Genomic DNA, 15,328 nt, shown 5'->3' with positions numbered 1-15,328 from the left:
GCTCGGGGGTCATCTCGGCGCCGCGTCGGTGGATCCGGCGATGCTGCCGGTCGCCACCCCGTCCGACGTGGACGACGCGTCGGTCCATGCCGAGTTCCCCTGGTTGGACCAGATCAACCAGGGAGCCACCGACGAGTTCGCCACGATGTCATCGCGGTCCAGGCCACGGACATGGCGCTGCGGGATCGGGACCCGTCCGCGATCCACCTGGCGTCGCCCGCGCAACCCCAGCCGGGCCGGCACCTGGTCGCCATACAGCAACAGCAACTCGGCCTCGGCGAGCACCGCTCCCAGGTCTGGGCCGTGCCGGAGATCGGGACCGTCCGCGCCGCGATGCTCGCCGCCGGTGACCGGGCACGCGGCATCGTCGTCGTCCACCGCCCCGGCAGCGACCTCGGACACGCCTTCAACGTCGTCCGGCACACGATCGGAGGTCGGCCCGCGGTCAGCTTCCTCGACGGTCAGACCGGCACCGTCGCCAGGCTCCCACGCGACGCCGCACTGCACTTCCTCCCCCTCACCCCCGACATCACCCCCGACGACCGGGCCGTACCGGTTCCCGCCGACGCGCTGGGCCAGGTCGGCATCCTCGACCCGGCCGCACCGGCAGACCCGCCGACGGCACCGTCCGCGGATCCGGCCGAGAGCGCGGGTCAGCCCGCCCCGAGCGCGACCGCCTGAGACCGGGAACTGGCGTTCCGGTTCGGCAGGCTGGGAATGATGAACCGGACGACGGCTCGCTCCGTCGTGCCTGAGGGACGTTTGCGAGGGAGCGAGACAGATGCCACACACATCGGGGACCGAGGGCGGGCCGAAGCTGCGTCGACTCTTCGACGATCTGCCCGGCACGGTCGGACGCCGTTCGACGACGACCGCTGAGGAGTCCGGCGGCGAGGCCCGCCGGGGGCTGGGGCGGCTGAACACGCCGCTGCGCAGGAGCGTGGCGGTCGGACTGCCACTGGTGCTCACCGCCGTGGTCGGCGTGGTCGCCGCCACGAGGTTCACCGGCTTCTCCCCCGAGGACGTGGCTCGTAGCGGCCGCCCGGCGCCGGCCAGCGAACTGCCGACGATCGCCGCTGCCGCGCGTTCCTGCCCGGTGCTCACCCCGGCACGGCTCGCCGCCCAGTTGATGGCCGCCTCGGCGTTCAGCCCGACGGCCGACGCCGAGGGTGGCGGCCGTGGGATCGCCGGGTTGACCGATACGGTCTGGGACACCTGGAAGCCGGGCCCGGCGGCCCGGCGCGACGACCCGAGCGCGAACATCGTCGCGCTCGCCCACCACATGTGCGACCTGTCGGGGCAGGTCCGCCAGGCCGGCGTCGGGGGCGAGCGGTGGGCGCTGTCGCTGGCCGCCTACCACTCCGGGCTGGCCAGCGTGCGGGATGCCCACGGTGTCCCGGACCAGGCGAAGACGTACGTCACCACGGTCGTCGACTTCGCCGCCTGGTACGCCCGCCAGCCGGAGTTCCTCCCGGTCAGCCCGAGCCCGGCCACGCCGGACGATACGACGACCGACGACCCGGCCAACGAGGATCCGGCCCTCCTGGCGGCGGGCGAGGGCCCGCCCGCGACCCGACCCACCGCGGCGGGGCAGCCGACCCGGGTCGCACCGGCACGGACGCCGACCCCGCCGTCAGCCGGCCGGGTCACCCCTCCCGCCGTCGGTGGGGCGGCCGCGCCGCCCACGACCAGGGCGCCGGTGGCCCCGCCCCAGCAGGCGAGGACGAACACGCCGTCGCCCCGTCCCCCGCAGACCACCTCGACCGCGCAGCCCAGCGGCTCGGCTAGGGCGATCATCGGGCACGAGAGCGGCAAGTGCCTCGACGTGACGGACGGCGCGTACACGAGCAACCCACAACTTCAGATCTGGACGTGCAACGGCGGGCCGAACCAGCAGTGGACGCCGTACAGCGACGGGACGCTGCGCGCCTTCGGCCGCTGCATGACCGTGGCGAGCGGCTCGACCGCGGACGGCGCCAAGATCCTGCTGAGCGCCTGCAACGGCGGCGCATCCCAGCTGATCGGATTGAACAAGGCGCACGACATCGTCAACCGGAAGGCCGACAAGTGCGTCGACGTGAAGGACATGCAGACGGGCAACGGGACCCGGCTGCAACTGTGGACCTGCGCGGGTACGGACAACCAGAAGTGGAGCTGGCGGTGAACTGAGCCGGCCGCCGGACGGAGGTCGGAGGCGGTCCGGTCGCGTGGGCGATCGGACCGCCTCGTACTGTCCGTACGCGCGACGGTGTGGTCAGCCCGCGGGCGACATCGTCGGGAGCGGTGCATCCGGATTCTCGACCAGGTGGAGCACGTTCAGGAGGCTCGGCGGGAGCGCACGGGAGGCCAGTCCGGTCAGTTCTCGCATCGGTGTGCCGGCAAGGTCCCGGTCGCGGAACCGCTCATACAGTTCGGTGAACCGGCGGTCGAACGTCAGTTGCCGTTCGACGATCAGACTGTAGTGGAATCGCAGTTCGTCGAAGGTCTGCGGAACTCGCCCGCGGGGTGCCAGAACCGCACCGACACCCTGTGTCGCGTCGCGGCAATAGGACTCCCGTTCGCGATCGGCGAGCCGTCGACAGAACAGTGACCGACACCCCGGCCCGGTGGGCACCGACAGGCGGTTCACCCGGATACGGCAACAAGGGTTGCGACTGGCTGCGCAATTTCATCCTCCGGTCGGGAAAGTCGACGTCCCTCTTGACGCGATGGCGTCGAGAAAGGTTCAGCGCAGTCGCCTGTAAAGAACGTCACAGCGGCCGGTAGGCGTGCGGAGCCGAGAACATCAACCGGAGACAATGGGCCGACACGAAACCCGCCTCGGTGGAAAAGCATGCTGGCGCGCGTGCCGAGGCGCCCGGTGCGGCCGCTGTCGAGCCGGCCGCACCGTGCGCGTGACGGTCAGCCGGCCTGGTACGCCCGGATGATCGTCTGGTCGATGCCGCTACCGGCGTTGCCCTCGGCCTTCACCCGGAGCGAGACGGCCTTCCCGGTCTTCACCTTGGGCAGCTCGATCCGGTAGCTGTCCCCGCTGCGGGTGGCCGGGGCCGACTGCCACGTGCCACCGTCGTCGGTGGAGGTCCACACCTGGAAGGTGGTCACCTTCTGCGCGGGCAGGACGCGGGACTGCCGGACGGTGAACTCCGCCGTGCCACCGGTGGGGTGGTTGGCGAGGTCCAGCGGCAGCACGTAGTCGAGCGCGAGCAGTGGCAGCGGCACGCTTCCGGTCCCCTCCGGGCCGGCGGATCGGAACGTCCAGGAGGTGCTGGTCCGCGAGGAGACGGGCAGCAGCAGGCTCGCGTCGACGTCGTAGGTCAGCCGGTAGTCGGCCGCCTGCTGCGGAACACCGAAGTCGGCGTACGGGCCGCTGCCCTTTCCGACCAGCTTGCCGTCGCGGTAGAGCGCCAGGCTGCGGGTCACCCCGATCAGGTTGCCCCGGAGGCAGTCGACACGGTCGTGCTGGTCGATGAACGTGACGAGGTCGACGTGCAGGTTGCCGCGGGTCCGCGACGGTGCGGTCGGATCGCTCGCGCACCCGTAGCCGGCGCCGGCCGGGTTGTCGGACCAGCCGGGGTGCAGCGGCTGCCGGGCCCAGATCTTAATCTGCCGGCTCCCGGGCAGGTACGTGCGCGGCGGCTCGTGGACCGGCGTGCCGCCGTACGTGCCGTAGTCGCGCCAGACGACGTCGGGCGAGAGGTAGTCGGTGCGGTTACCCGTCAGGCCGCCCTCGTAGGTCTGCGCCAGTGGGATCCCGTCCTCCGTGTACGCGCCGCGCAGCAGCTGGGTCTCCATCGACTCCAGGTCGATCTGGTGGAACCGCTCGTCGATCCGGGCCAGCCTGGCCCGCTCGGCCGTGGTGACCCGGAACGCCGGGTCGGCCGGCACGCCCTTCGGGTACTCGTGCACCAGGTAGTAGTGGTACGGCGTTCCCGCGGCGGCCGGCGACGCCAGGCTGACGACCGACCAGGCACGCTGGGACCCGATGCCGGGCTGCGGCAGCTCGCCCACCGACACCTTCGGCGCCGAGCCGACACCGTTGACCTTGCTCACCCAGGCGGCACCGTTGGCGGCGGCCCGGAGCATGGTGTAGTCGACCTGGAAGGGGTTGGCGGCGACACCGTCGACCTTCGCGGTCACCGGCCGCGCCCGCGCCGGGTCGAGGGTCAGGCTCCGGGCACCCGTCACCGTGACGTCGGTGCTGCCGACGATCGTCGCCTGCTGCTCAGTCGTCTCCAGGTCGCCGTAGAACGAGATGTACGCGCCGATGATCGCGTACCGCCCGGCCGGCACCCGCACGGTGAGGGTGTCACCCGGCGTGCCGAACGCCCCGCCCAGGTAGAGCAGCGGGTCGCTGAGGTTGGTCACCTCGACGGAGACCGAGGTGTCCGCGCCCTCCCGCACCGCGGGTATCGGCTTGGTGCGGATGGTCACGTCGTAGCTGGGCGGTTCCACGTAGAAGCTCACCGGCGTGGTGGAGACGAGCGTGCGTCCGGTGCGGGCGGTGACGGTGGCCACGTAGTAGCCGGGCCGGGCGGCCAGTGCGGTGCGGTTGAGCCGGAGCGTCACGCCGGCCGGACCGCCGCGCTTGAGTGCCAGCCGCGACGCCGACAGGGACGCCGCGCCACGCGGCGCCGGTGCGCCGTCGTGCGCGGTGACGGTCACGTCGAGGTCGAGGTTGACGGTCGCCGGCGTCCGGTCGCCGGTCCAGGTCAGCGTCGTCTCGCTGACACCGGACTGCGGGTAGGCGAAGGTGCCGAGGTTGACCGCCGGCTGGTTGCTGACCGGGCCGCCGAGGGCCCGGGCGGCGTTGAGCCGCCCCGCGCCGACCGCGTAGGGGTCGTTGCCGGCCAGCGGGTCGGCGGCGCCGACGAGGGCCGCCTTGAGCTGCTCCCCGGTCCAGTCCGGGTGCCGCTGCGCGAGCAGGGCGGCAGCGCCGGCCACGTGCGGGGCGGCCATCGAGGTGCCGCTGGAGCCCTCGTAGTACTGGTCGATCGGGTCCTGCAGGTTCGTCCCGGCGGCGCGGGCGGCGACGATGTCGACGCCCGGTGCGACGAGCTCGGGCTTCGCCACGCTGCCGCCGACCAGCGGCCCACGGCTGGAGAAGTAGGCGAGCTTGTCGTCACCGTCGACGGCGCCGACGGTGAGGGCGCTCGCGGCCGAGCCGGGCGAGGAGATGGCGGCGCCGCTGTTGCCGGCGGAGATGACGAACAGGGCGCCGGTCTGCTTGCTCAGCGCGTCGACGGCGAGCGACAGCGGGTCGTTGCCGTCGTCGGCTGCCTCACCACCGAGGCTCATGTTGACGACGTCGGCCCGTTCGGCGGCCCACTGCATGCCGACCATGATCTGCGAGTCGCTGCCGCTGCCATGGTCGTCGAGGACCTTGCCGATCACGAGTCGGGCGTCCGGTGCGACGCCGCGGCGCTCGCCGTTCGCGGCGGCGCCGGAGCCGGCGATGGTCGACGCGACGTGCGTACCGTGGCCCAGGTGGTCGACGGCGTCACCGCCCTCGACGGTGAAGTCGGCCCGGTCGACCACTCGGCCGACCAGGTCGGGGTGGTTGAAGTCGGCGCCGGAGTCGAGGACCGCGACCCGGACGCCCTTGCCGGTGTAGCCGGCCTTCCACGCCTCCGGCGCGGCGACCTGGCCCAGGTTGCGGTCGAGGTCGCGGCTGGGAGCCGTGCCGTGGCCACCGCCGGTGAGCGCGGTGGCGCGGACCTTGCGGTCGAGCCAGACCTTCGTCGCGCCGGCGAGCAGCGAGTCGGCGGCCCGCTTGGCGGTGGCTCCGGTCTTCTTGGGTACGTGCCCGGCCACCGCGTTGATGCTCGGCAACGCCAGCACGTCGTCGAGGCCGGTGACGCGCGCGTTCTGCGTGGCGGACCGCACGATGACGGGCAGCGTGTCGCTGGTCTCGTCGTCGTAGCCGTCGGCGATGAGGGCGCTGACGTCGAACAGGTCGGGGTCGAGGAGACCGCCGACCTGGGCCGCGACCTTCGCGGGGATGACGTGCAGGTGCCCGTCCGGCCCGCAGGTCTGCCGGAACAGTGCGTCCGGCTCCGCGGGCCGTACGGTGGCCTGCGGGCATCCCTTGCCGGTGTCCTTAACCGTCACGACGTCTCCGGTCAGGAGGGTGACGGTGTGGGTTGTGCCGCCGGTGGGGTTGTCGGACGCGCCCGCCGGGGCATCGCCGGGGTCGGCTGTGGCCGGTCCGCCCGGCACGGCGCCGAGCGCCGTCGCCGTGACAACGATGGCCAGTAGCCACCGCGTTTTCCTGAGCATCCTGCTCCCTTGTCGATGGTGAGGGCGCGCGGTCGGCGCGCCGCGGGGCAAGATCATATGGGCTGCCGGAGCGGGTTCGGGGCCCTGCGGGAAACCTTCCCTCCCTCTTGCCGGCAACGCACAGCGCCGCTTCCGCACCCTCGCCACGCCTCGTTTCATGATCATTTCCCGAGCGGCACAGTTTCGTGTCGGGTCGCGGCCACGCGCGCCGGCCGGACGCCCCCTGACGCCCTGCCCATCGATGGATCCCCTGCTCACGGCGTGGACGTAAGTCAATACTCGACGAAGTGGATTATCCGGCCTCCCCGCACAGAGAGATCCGGTCGTGACCACACCAGGGAGAACCAGGGCGTTACGCGCTGCGCTCGTCGGGCTGACCGTCGCCGCCCTCCTCCCCGTCGGACCGCCCGGGGCCGTGGCCGCCGCCGACCCGGTGTCCAGCGCGTCCCCCTCCGCCGCGACGACGCACGCGTACGCACCGGCCGGTGATCGCGGTCAGCGCGCCGACCGGTTCCCGCGCCGCTGCATGAGCCAACCAGCACTGACCAGCAGCAGGGCCCAGGTAAGGCCGCTGATCATCATCGTGAGGGTGAAAGCCTCGCCGTGGTCACCGACGGCGGTGCGAACCACCGCGGGTGTGGCCGCCGCCGGTGGCAGGAGGGCGAGCAGGATGAGGAGCGCCACGGGCTCCGCCTCCCCCGTCGCTACGATCCAGCCGACAGCTGCGGTCAGCACGCCGTACGACACCGTGGCGATGACCGCGAGACTCGCCAGCGCAACGGCTGGCGCATGTCGCAGTGGAGCGATCAGGGTGCCGAGTCCCACGCCGGCGATCGCGGCGACGGGGAACAGGGCCAGCCCCGCGATCAGCACCTGCAGGAACCGGTCGTCGGAGAGCAGGTCGGCGGGAAACTCCCCCGGGGACCTCTCGGCCCACCGGGACAGCGCCCGCCGACTGTCGGCCGACGAATGCCAGGCGACAGCGACGTCGACGGCCGCGAGGACCAGACCGGCCGACAGGGCCGCGGCGAGCGCGCGGGGCAGTCCCCGCAGGCGTACGGCAAGAAACGCGCCCAGGAGCAGCGCGACGAGCTGACCCCAGAAGAAGCCGGACGTGTGGGTCATGAACACGTCGACCATGACCTGCTCGCGCTGCTCCTCGCCGGTCTGCGCGTCGTTGTAGATCCAGACCTCGTAGTAGTTGCTGTTGAACGACGCCAGGCCCTTGGCGATGACCGCGACGAGGACGGCCGCGACGAGCACAGCCATCCACGAGGGCGCCGGGCGCCGCCGGCCACTGGCCGGCGGCAGGACCGCGGGAGCACCGCTCGTCTTCTCGGTCACCGTCCTCCTCGTGGCCGACCCACCACACCGACGTCTTCGGCTGCGCTTGGACTAGACGGCGATCGTATTCGATGGAGGCCGACGTTGATGGCGCTACGAGTGTGTGGTGGCCGCTGCCGCGTCAATCGGTAGACGTGGCGGCAGGGCCACCCTTAGGGTGCCCGCCATGCAGATCACCAGCATCGATCCGCAGCCCTGGTCCTACGCCCAGGGCGCCCTGGTCACCGGCGCCGACCGAATCCTGTTCATCAGCGGACAGGTCCCCGAAGCACCTGATGGGACCGTGCCGGACGACTTCGACGGTCAGTGCCGCCTGGCGTGGCGGAACGTGCTGACCGTCCTGGGCGAGGCGGGCATGACCGAGCGTAACCTCGCCAAGGTCACCATCTTCCTGTCCGACCGCAGATACCGGGAGGCCAACGGCCGTATCCGCCGCGAGATCCTCGGCGAGCATCGCCCAGCGCTCACCATCATCATCACCGGCATCTACGACGAGGCGTGGCTGCTGGAGATCGAAGCGGTCGCCGCAGCCTGACGGAAGGACCACCACCCGTGCGGGGCCGTCAGCGTCGCAGGATCTCGCTGGCGGCGTGCGCTCAGCCGGCGTCGGTCGAGCGGCCCGTGTCGCGAGACGCGCACGTCGGCGTCGGGGGCGCCGTCGTGCCCGTCGTGCCCGGGCTCCCCTGCTGGGTGGCCCAGAGTGCGAGCAGGCGGAGATTGTCGTGCGACGGGCTTCCCGGGTCGGTGGTGTAGATGAACAGTGTCTGGTCGGGGTCGCCGGGCAACGCCAGCGCCTCGTAGCGAATGGTGATCTCCCCGACGGCCGGATGCCGCATGTGTTTGGTGCCGTGCGTACGCTCGTGCACCCGATGTCCGTTCCACCACGTGCGGAACTCCGGGCTCTTGATCGTCAGCTCGCCGACCAGTTCGTTGAGCCAGGGATCGTCGGGGAAGCGCCCGGCGTAGAGGCGCAGGGTGCCCACCACCTCGGCCGCCACCGTCGACCAGTTGGCGAAGGCGTCGCGGGCGGCCGGGTCGAGGAAGACCCAGCGCGTGTAGTTGCGGTGCCGCGGTGGCAGGCGGGTCCAGTCGGTGAGCAGGGCACGCGCCAGGGTGTTGGACGCGAGCACGTCGGTGCGGCGGCCCACGATGAAGGCCGGGTGGTCGACCATCGACGCGATCATCTGCTGCAGCGCCGGGCGGACCCGCTGGGGGGTGACCTGCGCGCTACGGCGGCGGGCGGGTCGGGCCAGGTCGGCGAGGTGGGCGCGGGCGGCGGCGTCGAGCTGGAAGACCCGCCCGAGAGCGTCGAGGACCGCCTCCGAGGGGCTGCTGTGCCGGCCCTGCTCCAGGCGGGTGTAGTAGTCGACGCTCACGCCGGCGAGCTGGGCCACCTCTTCCCGGCGAAGGCCACGCACCCGGCGACCGGTGTGCCCGGCGTGACCGGGGAGACCGGCGGCCTCCGGCGTCATCTCGGCCCGGCACTTCCTCAGGAAGTCGCCCAGATCTGTACGCCCTGCCATGCGCTCAATGATGGCCCGGGCGGAGTCGGGGTTGCCAGCGGTTGGGTGGGCACGTCATTCCCAGGTAGAGCTGGGCGTGGCTGGGCGTGTCCCCGGCCCCGGAGGCCGACGCAGCATCAGGTGGCGGCCCCGTTCGGGGACGCGTCGATGAGCAGCCGAGGAGACATCTCATGCCGTACCCCACCACCGGACCGGCGACCTGGTTCGTCACGGGCACGTCCCGAGGACTCGGTCTGGAGCTGGTCAGGCAGTTGCTTCAGCGCGGGGACAACGTCGCCGCCACCACCCGCTCGACCGAGCGGCTGACCGCCGCGCTGGGTTCCGTCGACACGGCACGACTGCTGGCCCTGCCGGTCGCGCTCGCCGACGAGAAGGCCGTCGCCGCCGCCGTGGAGGCGGCCCACGCCCGGTTCGGCGCCGTCGACGTCGTGGTCAACAACGCCGGATACGGTCTGCTGGGCGCCGTGGAGGAGGTCACCGACGCCGAGGCGCGGGACCTGTTCGACGTGCAGCTCTTCGGCACCTGGAACGTGCTGCGGGCGGTCCTGCCCGGCATGCGCGCCCGCCGTGGCGGCCACATCATCAACGTCTCCTCCATCCTCGGGCTCACCACCTTCCCGGGATGGGGCGCCTACTGTGCCGCCAAGTACGCATTGGAGGGCCTCACCGGGGCTCTCGCCGCCGAGGTCGCCGACTTCGGTATCCGCGTCAACCTAGTCGAGCCCGGCTACCTGCGCACCGACTTCCTGCGTACCCACAGCCTGCGACTGCCGGCGCGGACCGCCGACGGCTACGACGCCATCCGGCAGATGACCGACGAGCATCTGACCATGCCCGGCACCCAGCTCGGTGACCCGGTCAGAGCCGCCACCGCGATCATCCGCATCGCCGAGAGCGGCACGGCTCCCCTGCACCAGCTCCTCGGGTCCGACTCGTACGCCCTGGCCACCGCCAGCGTCCGCAGCCTCACCGAGGACATCGAGGCCGGTCGCGACCTGGCCACCACCACGGACATCAGCGAGGTCCGCCCGCTCTCGTGACCCGGGCTGGCGTGCTCGGCGGTGCACCTCGTCGAGCGGACGTCAGTGCCCTCGCACGCGGAACTCGTTGCCGTCGGGGTCGGCCATCAGGACGACGCCGTCGTCCTCGGTCTCCAGCGCAGCGGCGCCGAGGGTGACCAGTCGGTCGATCTGCGCCTGCTGGTCGCCCTCGGCGATGAGGTCGAAACACTGCCGGTTCCTCGTCCGCTTCGGGGCCACCGTGGGCCCGCCCCACGCGACCTTCGTGCCGCCCCGCGGTGACTGGATCGCCGTCTCCTGGTTCTGGTCCCAGACCAGCGGCCAGCTCAGCGCCTGGCTCCAGAAGACGCCGACCTCGCGGGGGCCGTCACAGGCGACCTCCCCGAGCGGGCCGCACCCGGCGAGGAAGGAGTTGCCCGGCTCGATCACGCAGAACGCGTTGCCCTCGGGATCGCCCAGGACGACGTGTTCCTCCTCCGGAAGCTGCCCGACGTCGAGGTGGCTGCCGCCGAGCTTCAGGGCCGTCTCGACCGTGTCCTGCTGGTCGGTCAGACTGGCACTGGTCAGGTGCAGGTGCAGGTGCCGGCTCGGCCCGGCCTCCACCGGAGGTGCCGGGCTGAACCGCAGGCCGAGTTGGCCGCCCTCGCCGGGCAGGAGCACCCCGCCGCGATCCTCGACGGCGGCCCTGCCCAACAGACCGGCCCAGAACCGCGCCAGACGAGCCGGATCCTGCGCGTCGAATGTCACCGCCAGAAGTCGCATCACCGCACCCTAGACACCGGCCCGACAACGCAACAACGCATTAAGTGGGACCCGTCACCGGCCCGGACGGCTGGCCGTCAGGGGCACGAGGACGAGGAGCGCGACGCCGAGTGTGGCCGCGCCGACCGCCCACCACCAGAAGAATCCCGAGAAGACCGAGGCGATCAGGAGCCCGAGGCCGAGGCCGGCCAGCAGACCGAGGCCGAACAGGGCCCGCGGGGGCAGGGCGAGATGCGGCAGACGGCGTACGACGAGCACTTCCAGCCAGGTGCCGCCCACCGCCAGCAGCGTCGCGCCGATCCCGTCCACGGCGGAAAGCCCGTGACCCTCGCTGATCGGCACCAGGACGCGGCCTTCGTCGCCGGCGGGAACGAAGAGGACGAGCACGCCGACGACGATGAGCAGCACGGTGATGGCCACCTGGGCGCGCGGCGCGCCGCCGAGATCGTGCGATGTCACTGCGGGCTTGGTCATCCGCGCGGCCTCCGGAAGCCGTATCGGACGCCGATGTCGGCGCGCCGCCAGGCTAGCCCGACGGCGACACCGATGCCATCGCCGCAACGGCCGGTCAGCCGTACGCGCTCCGGCGGGGTTCACCCGCCCATGGGCCCGCCGGGTCGGTGATCCCGGCGGGCCGCGACGCTGCGAAGGTCACCGTGTCACGGGCAGGGCGTCCGGGCGCAGACGTCGATGACGTTCCCGGTGAGCAGGAACACCGCCTTCTGCTTCTGGGCGCCGGCCTGGGCGCGGGGGAACTCGTGCGGGTCGTCGCCGTACTCCGGCCCGGCCGGGGCGAGGTTGGTCGGCGGCGGAGCCTGGGCCGCGCCGCTGTTCCAGACCACCATCGCCGAGCCCCGGTACGGGTAGCCGCGGATCGGTGGGATGCCCCAGTAGGGGCGTACGTCCAGCGACCAGCCGTCGGCGAGCGCGGGCGTGTGCAGGCGCGTGCCGATGGTGCGCGCCTGGACCTCCGCCGCGACGGGCGAGACCTGCTGGTCGCCGAAGGCCACGTGCATCAGCACCTGGTGCTTCGGGGTGCCGGGCAGCGGGCGGTCGGTCATGTGCTGGGCGTACCCGTTGGCCTCCGAGCGGTCCCACAGCATCTGCAGCAGCGCGAAGATCAGCTGCTGGTCGACCTTGTCCGGATAGTGGCCGTCCATGACCGTCTGGAACGGGGCGAAGTCCACGCTGCGCTGAAGCAGCGTGGAGTAGTTCATCGCCGGCACGCCGAGCACCGACCGGGTCCAGTCCTGGGCGATGGCGGTGAGCGCGCCACCGTTGATGCCGCCCTGGCTGTTGCCGTCGTAGTGCAGCCCGCCGGCCGCGTCGATCAGTGGCCGTGCGGTGGCGTCCCGGAACGCCGGGTGGGCGGCGAACCCGCGCGGGTGGATCATCGCGCGGCCCAGGAAGAGGAAGTTCAGGAAGCTCTGCTGCAACCGGTCCGCCACGGCGGGGAAGGCGCTGAGGTCGGTGAAGGCACCGGCCACGTAGGGGACGTCGGCGGCGGCCATGCCGATCCAACTGGTCGCGCAGAAGGTGAAGTCGTACGTGTTCGACATCGTCCTGACGTTGCCGGCGTTGATCTCGGTCGGTCTGCCGAGCAGACCGTGCCCGTAGAGGGAGAGGTGCGCCGGCTTCCTCGCGGAGGCGCTGCGCGGGATGTTGCAGACGAAGTCCGCCGCCACCGTCGCGCCGGACGGTGTGGGCAGCGCGTTCGGCGTCGGTGGCGTTCCCCCGCCGCCGGCCGGTCCGTAGTGCAGTCGGGAGCCGGGCCCGCCGCCGCCGGTCAGGTAGGACGGTACGGCGACGGTGCCGGTGACCTGCCGAGCGATCAGCGGGTCCTGCTCGGGCGGGTAGTCGGTCACCTGGGTGACGGTGAACGACGGCGCGGCCCGGCCGAGGGCGGCGAACGCGCCGTCCCGGATCGCCAGCATCCGCCCGGTCAGACCGTGCCGGCTGGCCACGGTGAAGTCCCAGGCGAGGTAGAGGCTGTGGCGCTGCACGCCGCTCCTGGTCAGGTCGGCCAGGATCCGCTTCATCTGCGGGACCCGACTGTCCCGGTGGCGGAGGTCGGCGCCGGTGACGTACGCCGTGAACGCCTTCGGCGCCGGGATCAGAGCCCCGTTGCCGTCGCGCAGGCGGCGCAGGCCGACGACGTACCGGGTGCCCTCGGCCAACGCCACCGCCGGACGGATGATCAGCAGCTGCCGGTCGGGCTGGCCGGCGGCGTGCGCGTCCAGCTCGGCCCAGTAGGGCGTGCGCTTGCCGGTCCGGGTGTCGACCAGCACGATCGGCGCGTCCGGCGCCAGCGAGCGGCCGATGTCGGTGACCGGCGCGATCCCGGTCTTCGCGACGTCGAGGCCGGGCACCCGCACCAGAATCGGTGAGCCGGGACTGAACCCGTCCTGTCGGTTCCACTCGGTCGGGTCGATCGGGGTGCCCTGCGCGTTGGCGGGCATCGCGGAGGCCGCGAACCGAACCCGCTTGCCGGTGGGGCTGCTCCGATCCGGGACGGTGTAGTAGTCGTTGGGGAACGGCAACAGGCAGGCCGCCGGGTCGATCGGGTCGCAGTTCGGCTGGGCGGCGGCGGGTCCGGTGGTCGCGGGTGGCGCCGCGGCCGCGGACGCGCCGGACAGGACGGCGCCGGCGGTCACGAGCACGGACACGGCGAAACGCAGCCGTCTGGGAGAGGTCACACGCATCTCCTTCGACACGGGACGGTGGGTCGGAGCACGGGACGACGGTGGTGGATGTCGTCCTTCCTACGCTCGTGAAGGATTCTCAGCAAGGGCGCCACGACTCCCCCGGCCCGGGCGTATATTTCGCCCGGTGAACCAGGAGCACGTCCGGCTGGCCTACGCATCCGTGGCCGAGCTCTACATCGAGCTGTTCGGCAGCAGCGAGCAGGTGCACGCCGACGACCTCGCCTTCATCGCGCGGCATCTGGCCGGACGACCCGGCCCGGTGCTCGACCTGGGCTGCGGGCCGGGACACCTCACCGGTTACCTTCGCTCGCTGGGCGTCGACGCATCCGGGATCGACATGGTGCCCGAGTTCATCGCCCACGCGAGGGTGACGCATCCGGACGGGAGATACCAGCTCGGGTCCCTCGACGATCTCGCCGTCGCCGACCACTCCGTCGCCGGCATCCTGGCCTGGTACTCGTTGATCCACCTGCCGCCGCCGGATCTCGACGACGTGCTCGTACGGTTCCGGCGAGCGATGGCCCCGGCCGGGACGTTGGTGGTCGGCATCTTCGTGGGCGACGAGGTCGCCGCCTTCGACCACAAGGTCGCGACCGCCTACCGCTGGCCCGTCGACGAGTTCTCCGAGCGACTGACCAGGGCCGGCTTCACGGAGGTGGAGCGTCTGCCGCGGCTCGACGACGCCGCTCACCGGCCGCACGCCGCCATCGCGGCCACCGTGAGCGAGCGGTGAGCTGAGTCGACCGGGCCCGCGCCCTCACTCCGGCACGACCGTCCGGCATCGACGTGCGAGGATCCTTTTCGATGGCGATTCCCGAACCGTGGCGTCTGACGGACCGAATCCTCTACCGCGACATCGTGGTGGCCGAGTACGCCGGCTTCCGGCCGCTGACCCTGGACGTCGCGGTGCCCCAAGGCGGCTCGGCCCCGGCTCCCGTCCTGCTGTTCATCCACGGCGGCGCGTGGCTGCACGGTTCACCCAAGCAGCCGGCCGACTGGCTGATGGCCGCGGATCCCTTCACCGCGGCCCTCCGAGCGGGGTTCGCCGTCGCGTTCGCGCAGTACCGGCTCAGCGGCGAGGCACGATTCCCCGCCCAACTCGACGACGTGCGGTCGGCCGTGCGCTGGCTCCGGCGTGCCGGCGGCGCGTTGGGGCTGGACGGCAACCGGATCGGGGTGTGGGGTGAGTCGGCCGGCGGGCACCTGGCCTCGATGATCGCGCTCACCGGGACCGACGACGACGACAGCCACGTCCAGGCCGCGGTCTGCTGGTACGCCCCGTCGAACCTCGCCCACATGCAACGACAGGCGCACCCGCTCGCCGAGATCGACCACGACGCACCCGACGCACCGGAGTCGCTGCTCATCGGCGGTGCCGTTCCGCAGCACCCCGACCTGGCGCGGACGGCCAGCCCCGTCACGTACGTGAGCCCGCAGGCACCGCCGATGATGTTGGTGCACGGCGACCGCGACCTGATCGTGCCGGTCGGCCAGAGTCAGGAGCTGGCCGCCGCCCTGCGGGCCGTCGGCGCCGACGTCGAGCTGCTCGTGATCCCCGACGCCGACCACTGCTTCGTCGGGGTGCCGCTGTCCCCGATCGTCGACACCACGCTCGCCTACCTCAGCCGACAGCTGACGGATTGAGACGGGGCGCCGGAACGGCGGGTGGCTGACGGCCGACACCGTCCTGCTGCCGCCC

Annotated in this window: 14 protein-coding genes; 6 read left to right on the top strand and 8 right to left on the bottom strand. The window is 72.0% G+C overall.

Annotated elements, in window-relative coordinates:
• Positions 1 to 9: 9 nt before the first annotated feature.
• Positions 10 to 285, bottom strand: coding sequence for a hypothetical protein (locus GA0070620_RS32885; protein WP_172836348.1), 276 nt, complete (start codon positions 283 to 285; stop codon positions 10 to 12).
• An 18-nt stretch (positions 286 to 303) separates the two neighbouring features.
• Between GA0070620_RS32885 and GA0070620_RS32580 the strand changes: the two genes are divergently transcribed.
• Together GA0070620_RS32580 and GA0070620_RS02630 are read left to right on the top strand one after the other, a co-directional pair.
• Positions 304 to 681, top strand: coding sequence for a toxin glutamine deamidase domain-containing protein (locus GA0070620_RS32580; RefSeq protein ID WP_331713220.1), 378 nt, complete (start codon positions 304 to 306; stop codon positions 679 to 681).
• A gap of 100 nt (positions 682 to 781) precedes the next feature.
• Entirely contained in the window at positions 782 to 2,164 is a 1,383-nt protein-coding gene (locus GA0070620_RS02630) for an RICIN domain-containing protein (RefSeq protein WP_091588195.1), read from the top strand.
• A gap of 90 nt (positions 2,165 to 2,254) precedes the next feature.
• On the opposite strand, the gene GA0070620_RS02625 is transcribed toward GA0070620_RS02630, so the two are convergent.
• From GA0070620_RS02625 to GA0070620_RS02615, 3 genes are all read right to left on the bottom strand, one after another.
• A complete protein-coding gene (locus GA0070620_RS02625) occupies positions 2,255 to 2,629 on the bottom strand; it encodes a hypothetical protein (RefSeq protein ID WP_091588193.1) in 375 nt (124 codons plus the stop codon).
• A 272-nt stretch (positions 2,630 to 2,901) separates the two neighbouring features.
• Positions 2,902 to 6,108 carry a S8 family serine peptidase gene (locus GA0070620_RS02620; protein ID WP_172836368.1) on the bottom strand — a complete coding sequence of 1,069 codons (3,207 nt, stop codon included), beginning with the start codon at positions 6,106 to 6,108 and terminating at the stop codon, positions 2,902 to 2,904.
• Between the two features lie 663 nt (positions 6,109 to 6,771).
• A complete protein-coding gene (locus GA0070620_RS02615; protein ID WP_157741510.1) occupies positions 6,772 to 7,620 on the bottom strand; it encodes a hypothetical protein in 849 nt (282 codons plus the stop codon).
• Between the two features lie 166 nt (positions 7,621 to 7,786).
• On the opposite strand from GA0070620_RS02615, the gene GA0070620_RS02610 reads away from it, so the two are divergent.
• The gene (locus GA0070620_RS02610; RefSeq protein WP_091597855.1) at positions 7,787 to 8,155 is read left to right on the top strand and encodes a RidA family protein; all 369 of its coding nucleotides are present in this window, start codon (positions 7,787 to 7,789) and stop codon (positions 8,153 to 8,155) included.
• Positions 8,156 to 8,216: 61 nt separating this feature from the next.
• On the opposite strand, the gene GA0070620_RS02605 is transcribed toward GA0070620_RS02610, so the two are convergent.
• Entirely contained in the window at positions 8,217 to 9,143 is a 927-nt protein-coding gene (locus tag GA0070620_RS02605) for a helix-turn-helix transcriptional regulator (RefSeq protein WP_091588183.1), read from the bottom strand.
• Between the two features lie 170 nt (positions 9,144 to 9,313).
• Between GA0070620_RS02605 and GA0070620_RS02600 the strand changes: the two genes are divergently transcribed.
• Positions 9,314 to 10,183: an SDR family NAD(P)-dependent oxidoreductase gene (locus GA0070620_RS02600; RefSeq protein ID WP_091588180.1), complete on the top strand. Its 870-nt coding sequence runs from the start codon at positions 9,314 to 9,316 to the stop codon at positions 10,181 to 10,183.
• Between the two features lie 42 nt (positions 10,184 to 10,225).
• Here GA0070620_RS02600 and GA0070620_RS02595 read toward each other — a convergent pair whose 3' ends face one another.
• The 3 genes from GA0070620_RS02595 to GA0070620_RS02585 form a co-directional block, all read right to left on the bottom strand.
• Entirely contained in the window at positions 10,226 to 10,924 is a 699-nt protein-coding gene (locus GA0070620_RS02595) for a VOC family protein (RefSeq protein WP_091588178.1), read from the bottom strand.
• A gap of 54 nt (positions 10,925 to 10,978) precedes the next feature.
• Positions 10,979 to 11,398, bottom strand: coding sequence for a hypothetical protein (locus tag GA0070620_RS02590; protein ID WP_091588175.1), 420 nt, complete (start codon positions 11,396 to 11,398; stop codon positions 10,979 to 10,981).
• A gap of 185 nt (positions 11,399 to 11,583) precedes the next feature.
• Positions 11,584 to 13,626 (bottom strand): hypothetical protein, encoded by a 2,043-nt coding sequence (locus tag GA0070620_RS02585; protein WP_231922178.1) that lies wholly within the window; start codon positions 13,624 to 13,626, stop codon positions 11,584 to 11,586.
• A gap of 127 nt (positions 13,627 to 13,753) precedes the next feature.
• Between GA0070620_RS02585 and GA0070620_RS02580 the strand changes: the two genes are divergently transcribed.
• On the top strand, positions 13,754 to 14,362 hold the full coding sequence (locus GA0070620_RS02580) for a class I SAM-dependent methyltransferase (protein WP_091588170.1): 609 nt from the start codon (positions 13,754 to 13,756) through the stop codon (positions 14,360 to 14,362).
• 71 nt (positions 14,363 to 14,433) lie between these two features.
• A complete protein-coding gene (locus GA0070620_RS02575) occupies positions 14,434 to 15,273 on the top strand; it encodes an alpha/beta hydrolase (protein WP_091588167.1) in 840 nt (279 codons plus the stop codon).
• Positions 15,274 to 15,328 lie beyond the last annotated feature (55 nt).

The organism is Micromonospora krabiensis (assembly GCF_900091425.1).
GTDB classification, from domain to species: Bacteria; Actinomycetota; Actinomycetes; order Mycobacteriales; family Micromonosporaceae; genus Micromonospora; species Micromonospora krabiensis.
The sequence above is the reverse complement of the archived record's forward strand: the minus strand, read 5'-3'. Positions and strand labels throughout refer to the sequence as shown.

What these genes read in the sequence shown, in the direction of transcription:
- GA0070620_RS02630 (WP_091588195.1), top strand. Translation starts at nt 782, where the DNA reads ATGCCACACACATCGGGGACCGAGGGCGGGCCGAAGCTGCGTCGACTC.
- GA0070620_RS02610 (WP_091597855.1), top strand. Translation starts at nt 7,787, where the DNA reads ATGCAGATCACCAGCATCGATCCGCAGCCCTGGTCCTACGCCCAGGGC.
- GA0070620_RS02605 (WP_091588183.1), bottom strand. Translation starts at nt 9,143, where the DNA reads ATGGCAGGGCGTACAGATCTGGGCGACTTCCTGAGGAAGTGCCGGGCC.
- GA0070620_RS02600 (WP_091588180.1), top strand. Translation starts at nt 9,314, where the DNA reads ATGCCGTACCCCACCACCGGACCGGCGACCTGGTTCGTCACGGGCACG.
- GA0070620_RS02595 (WP_091588178.1), bottom strand. Translation starts at nt 10,924, where the DNA reads ATGCGACTTCTGGCGGTGACATTCGACGCGCAGGATCCGGCTCGTCTG.
- GA0070620_RS02590 (WP_091588175.1), bottom strand. Translation starts at nt 11,398, where the DNA reads ATGACCAAGCCCGCAGTGACATCGCACGATCTCGGCGGCGCGCCGCGC.
- GA0070620_RS02585 (WP_231922178.1), bottom strand. Translation starts at nt 13,626, where the DNA reads ATGCGTGTGACCTCTCCCAGACGGCTGCGTTTCGCCGTGTCCGTGCTC.
- GA0070620_RS02575 (WP_091588167.1), top strand. Translation starts at nt 14,434, where the DNA reads ATGGCGATTCCCGAACCGTGGCGTCTGACGGACCGAATCCTCTACCGC.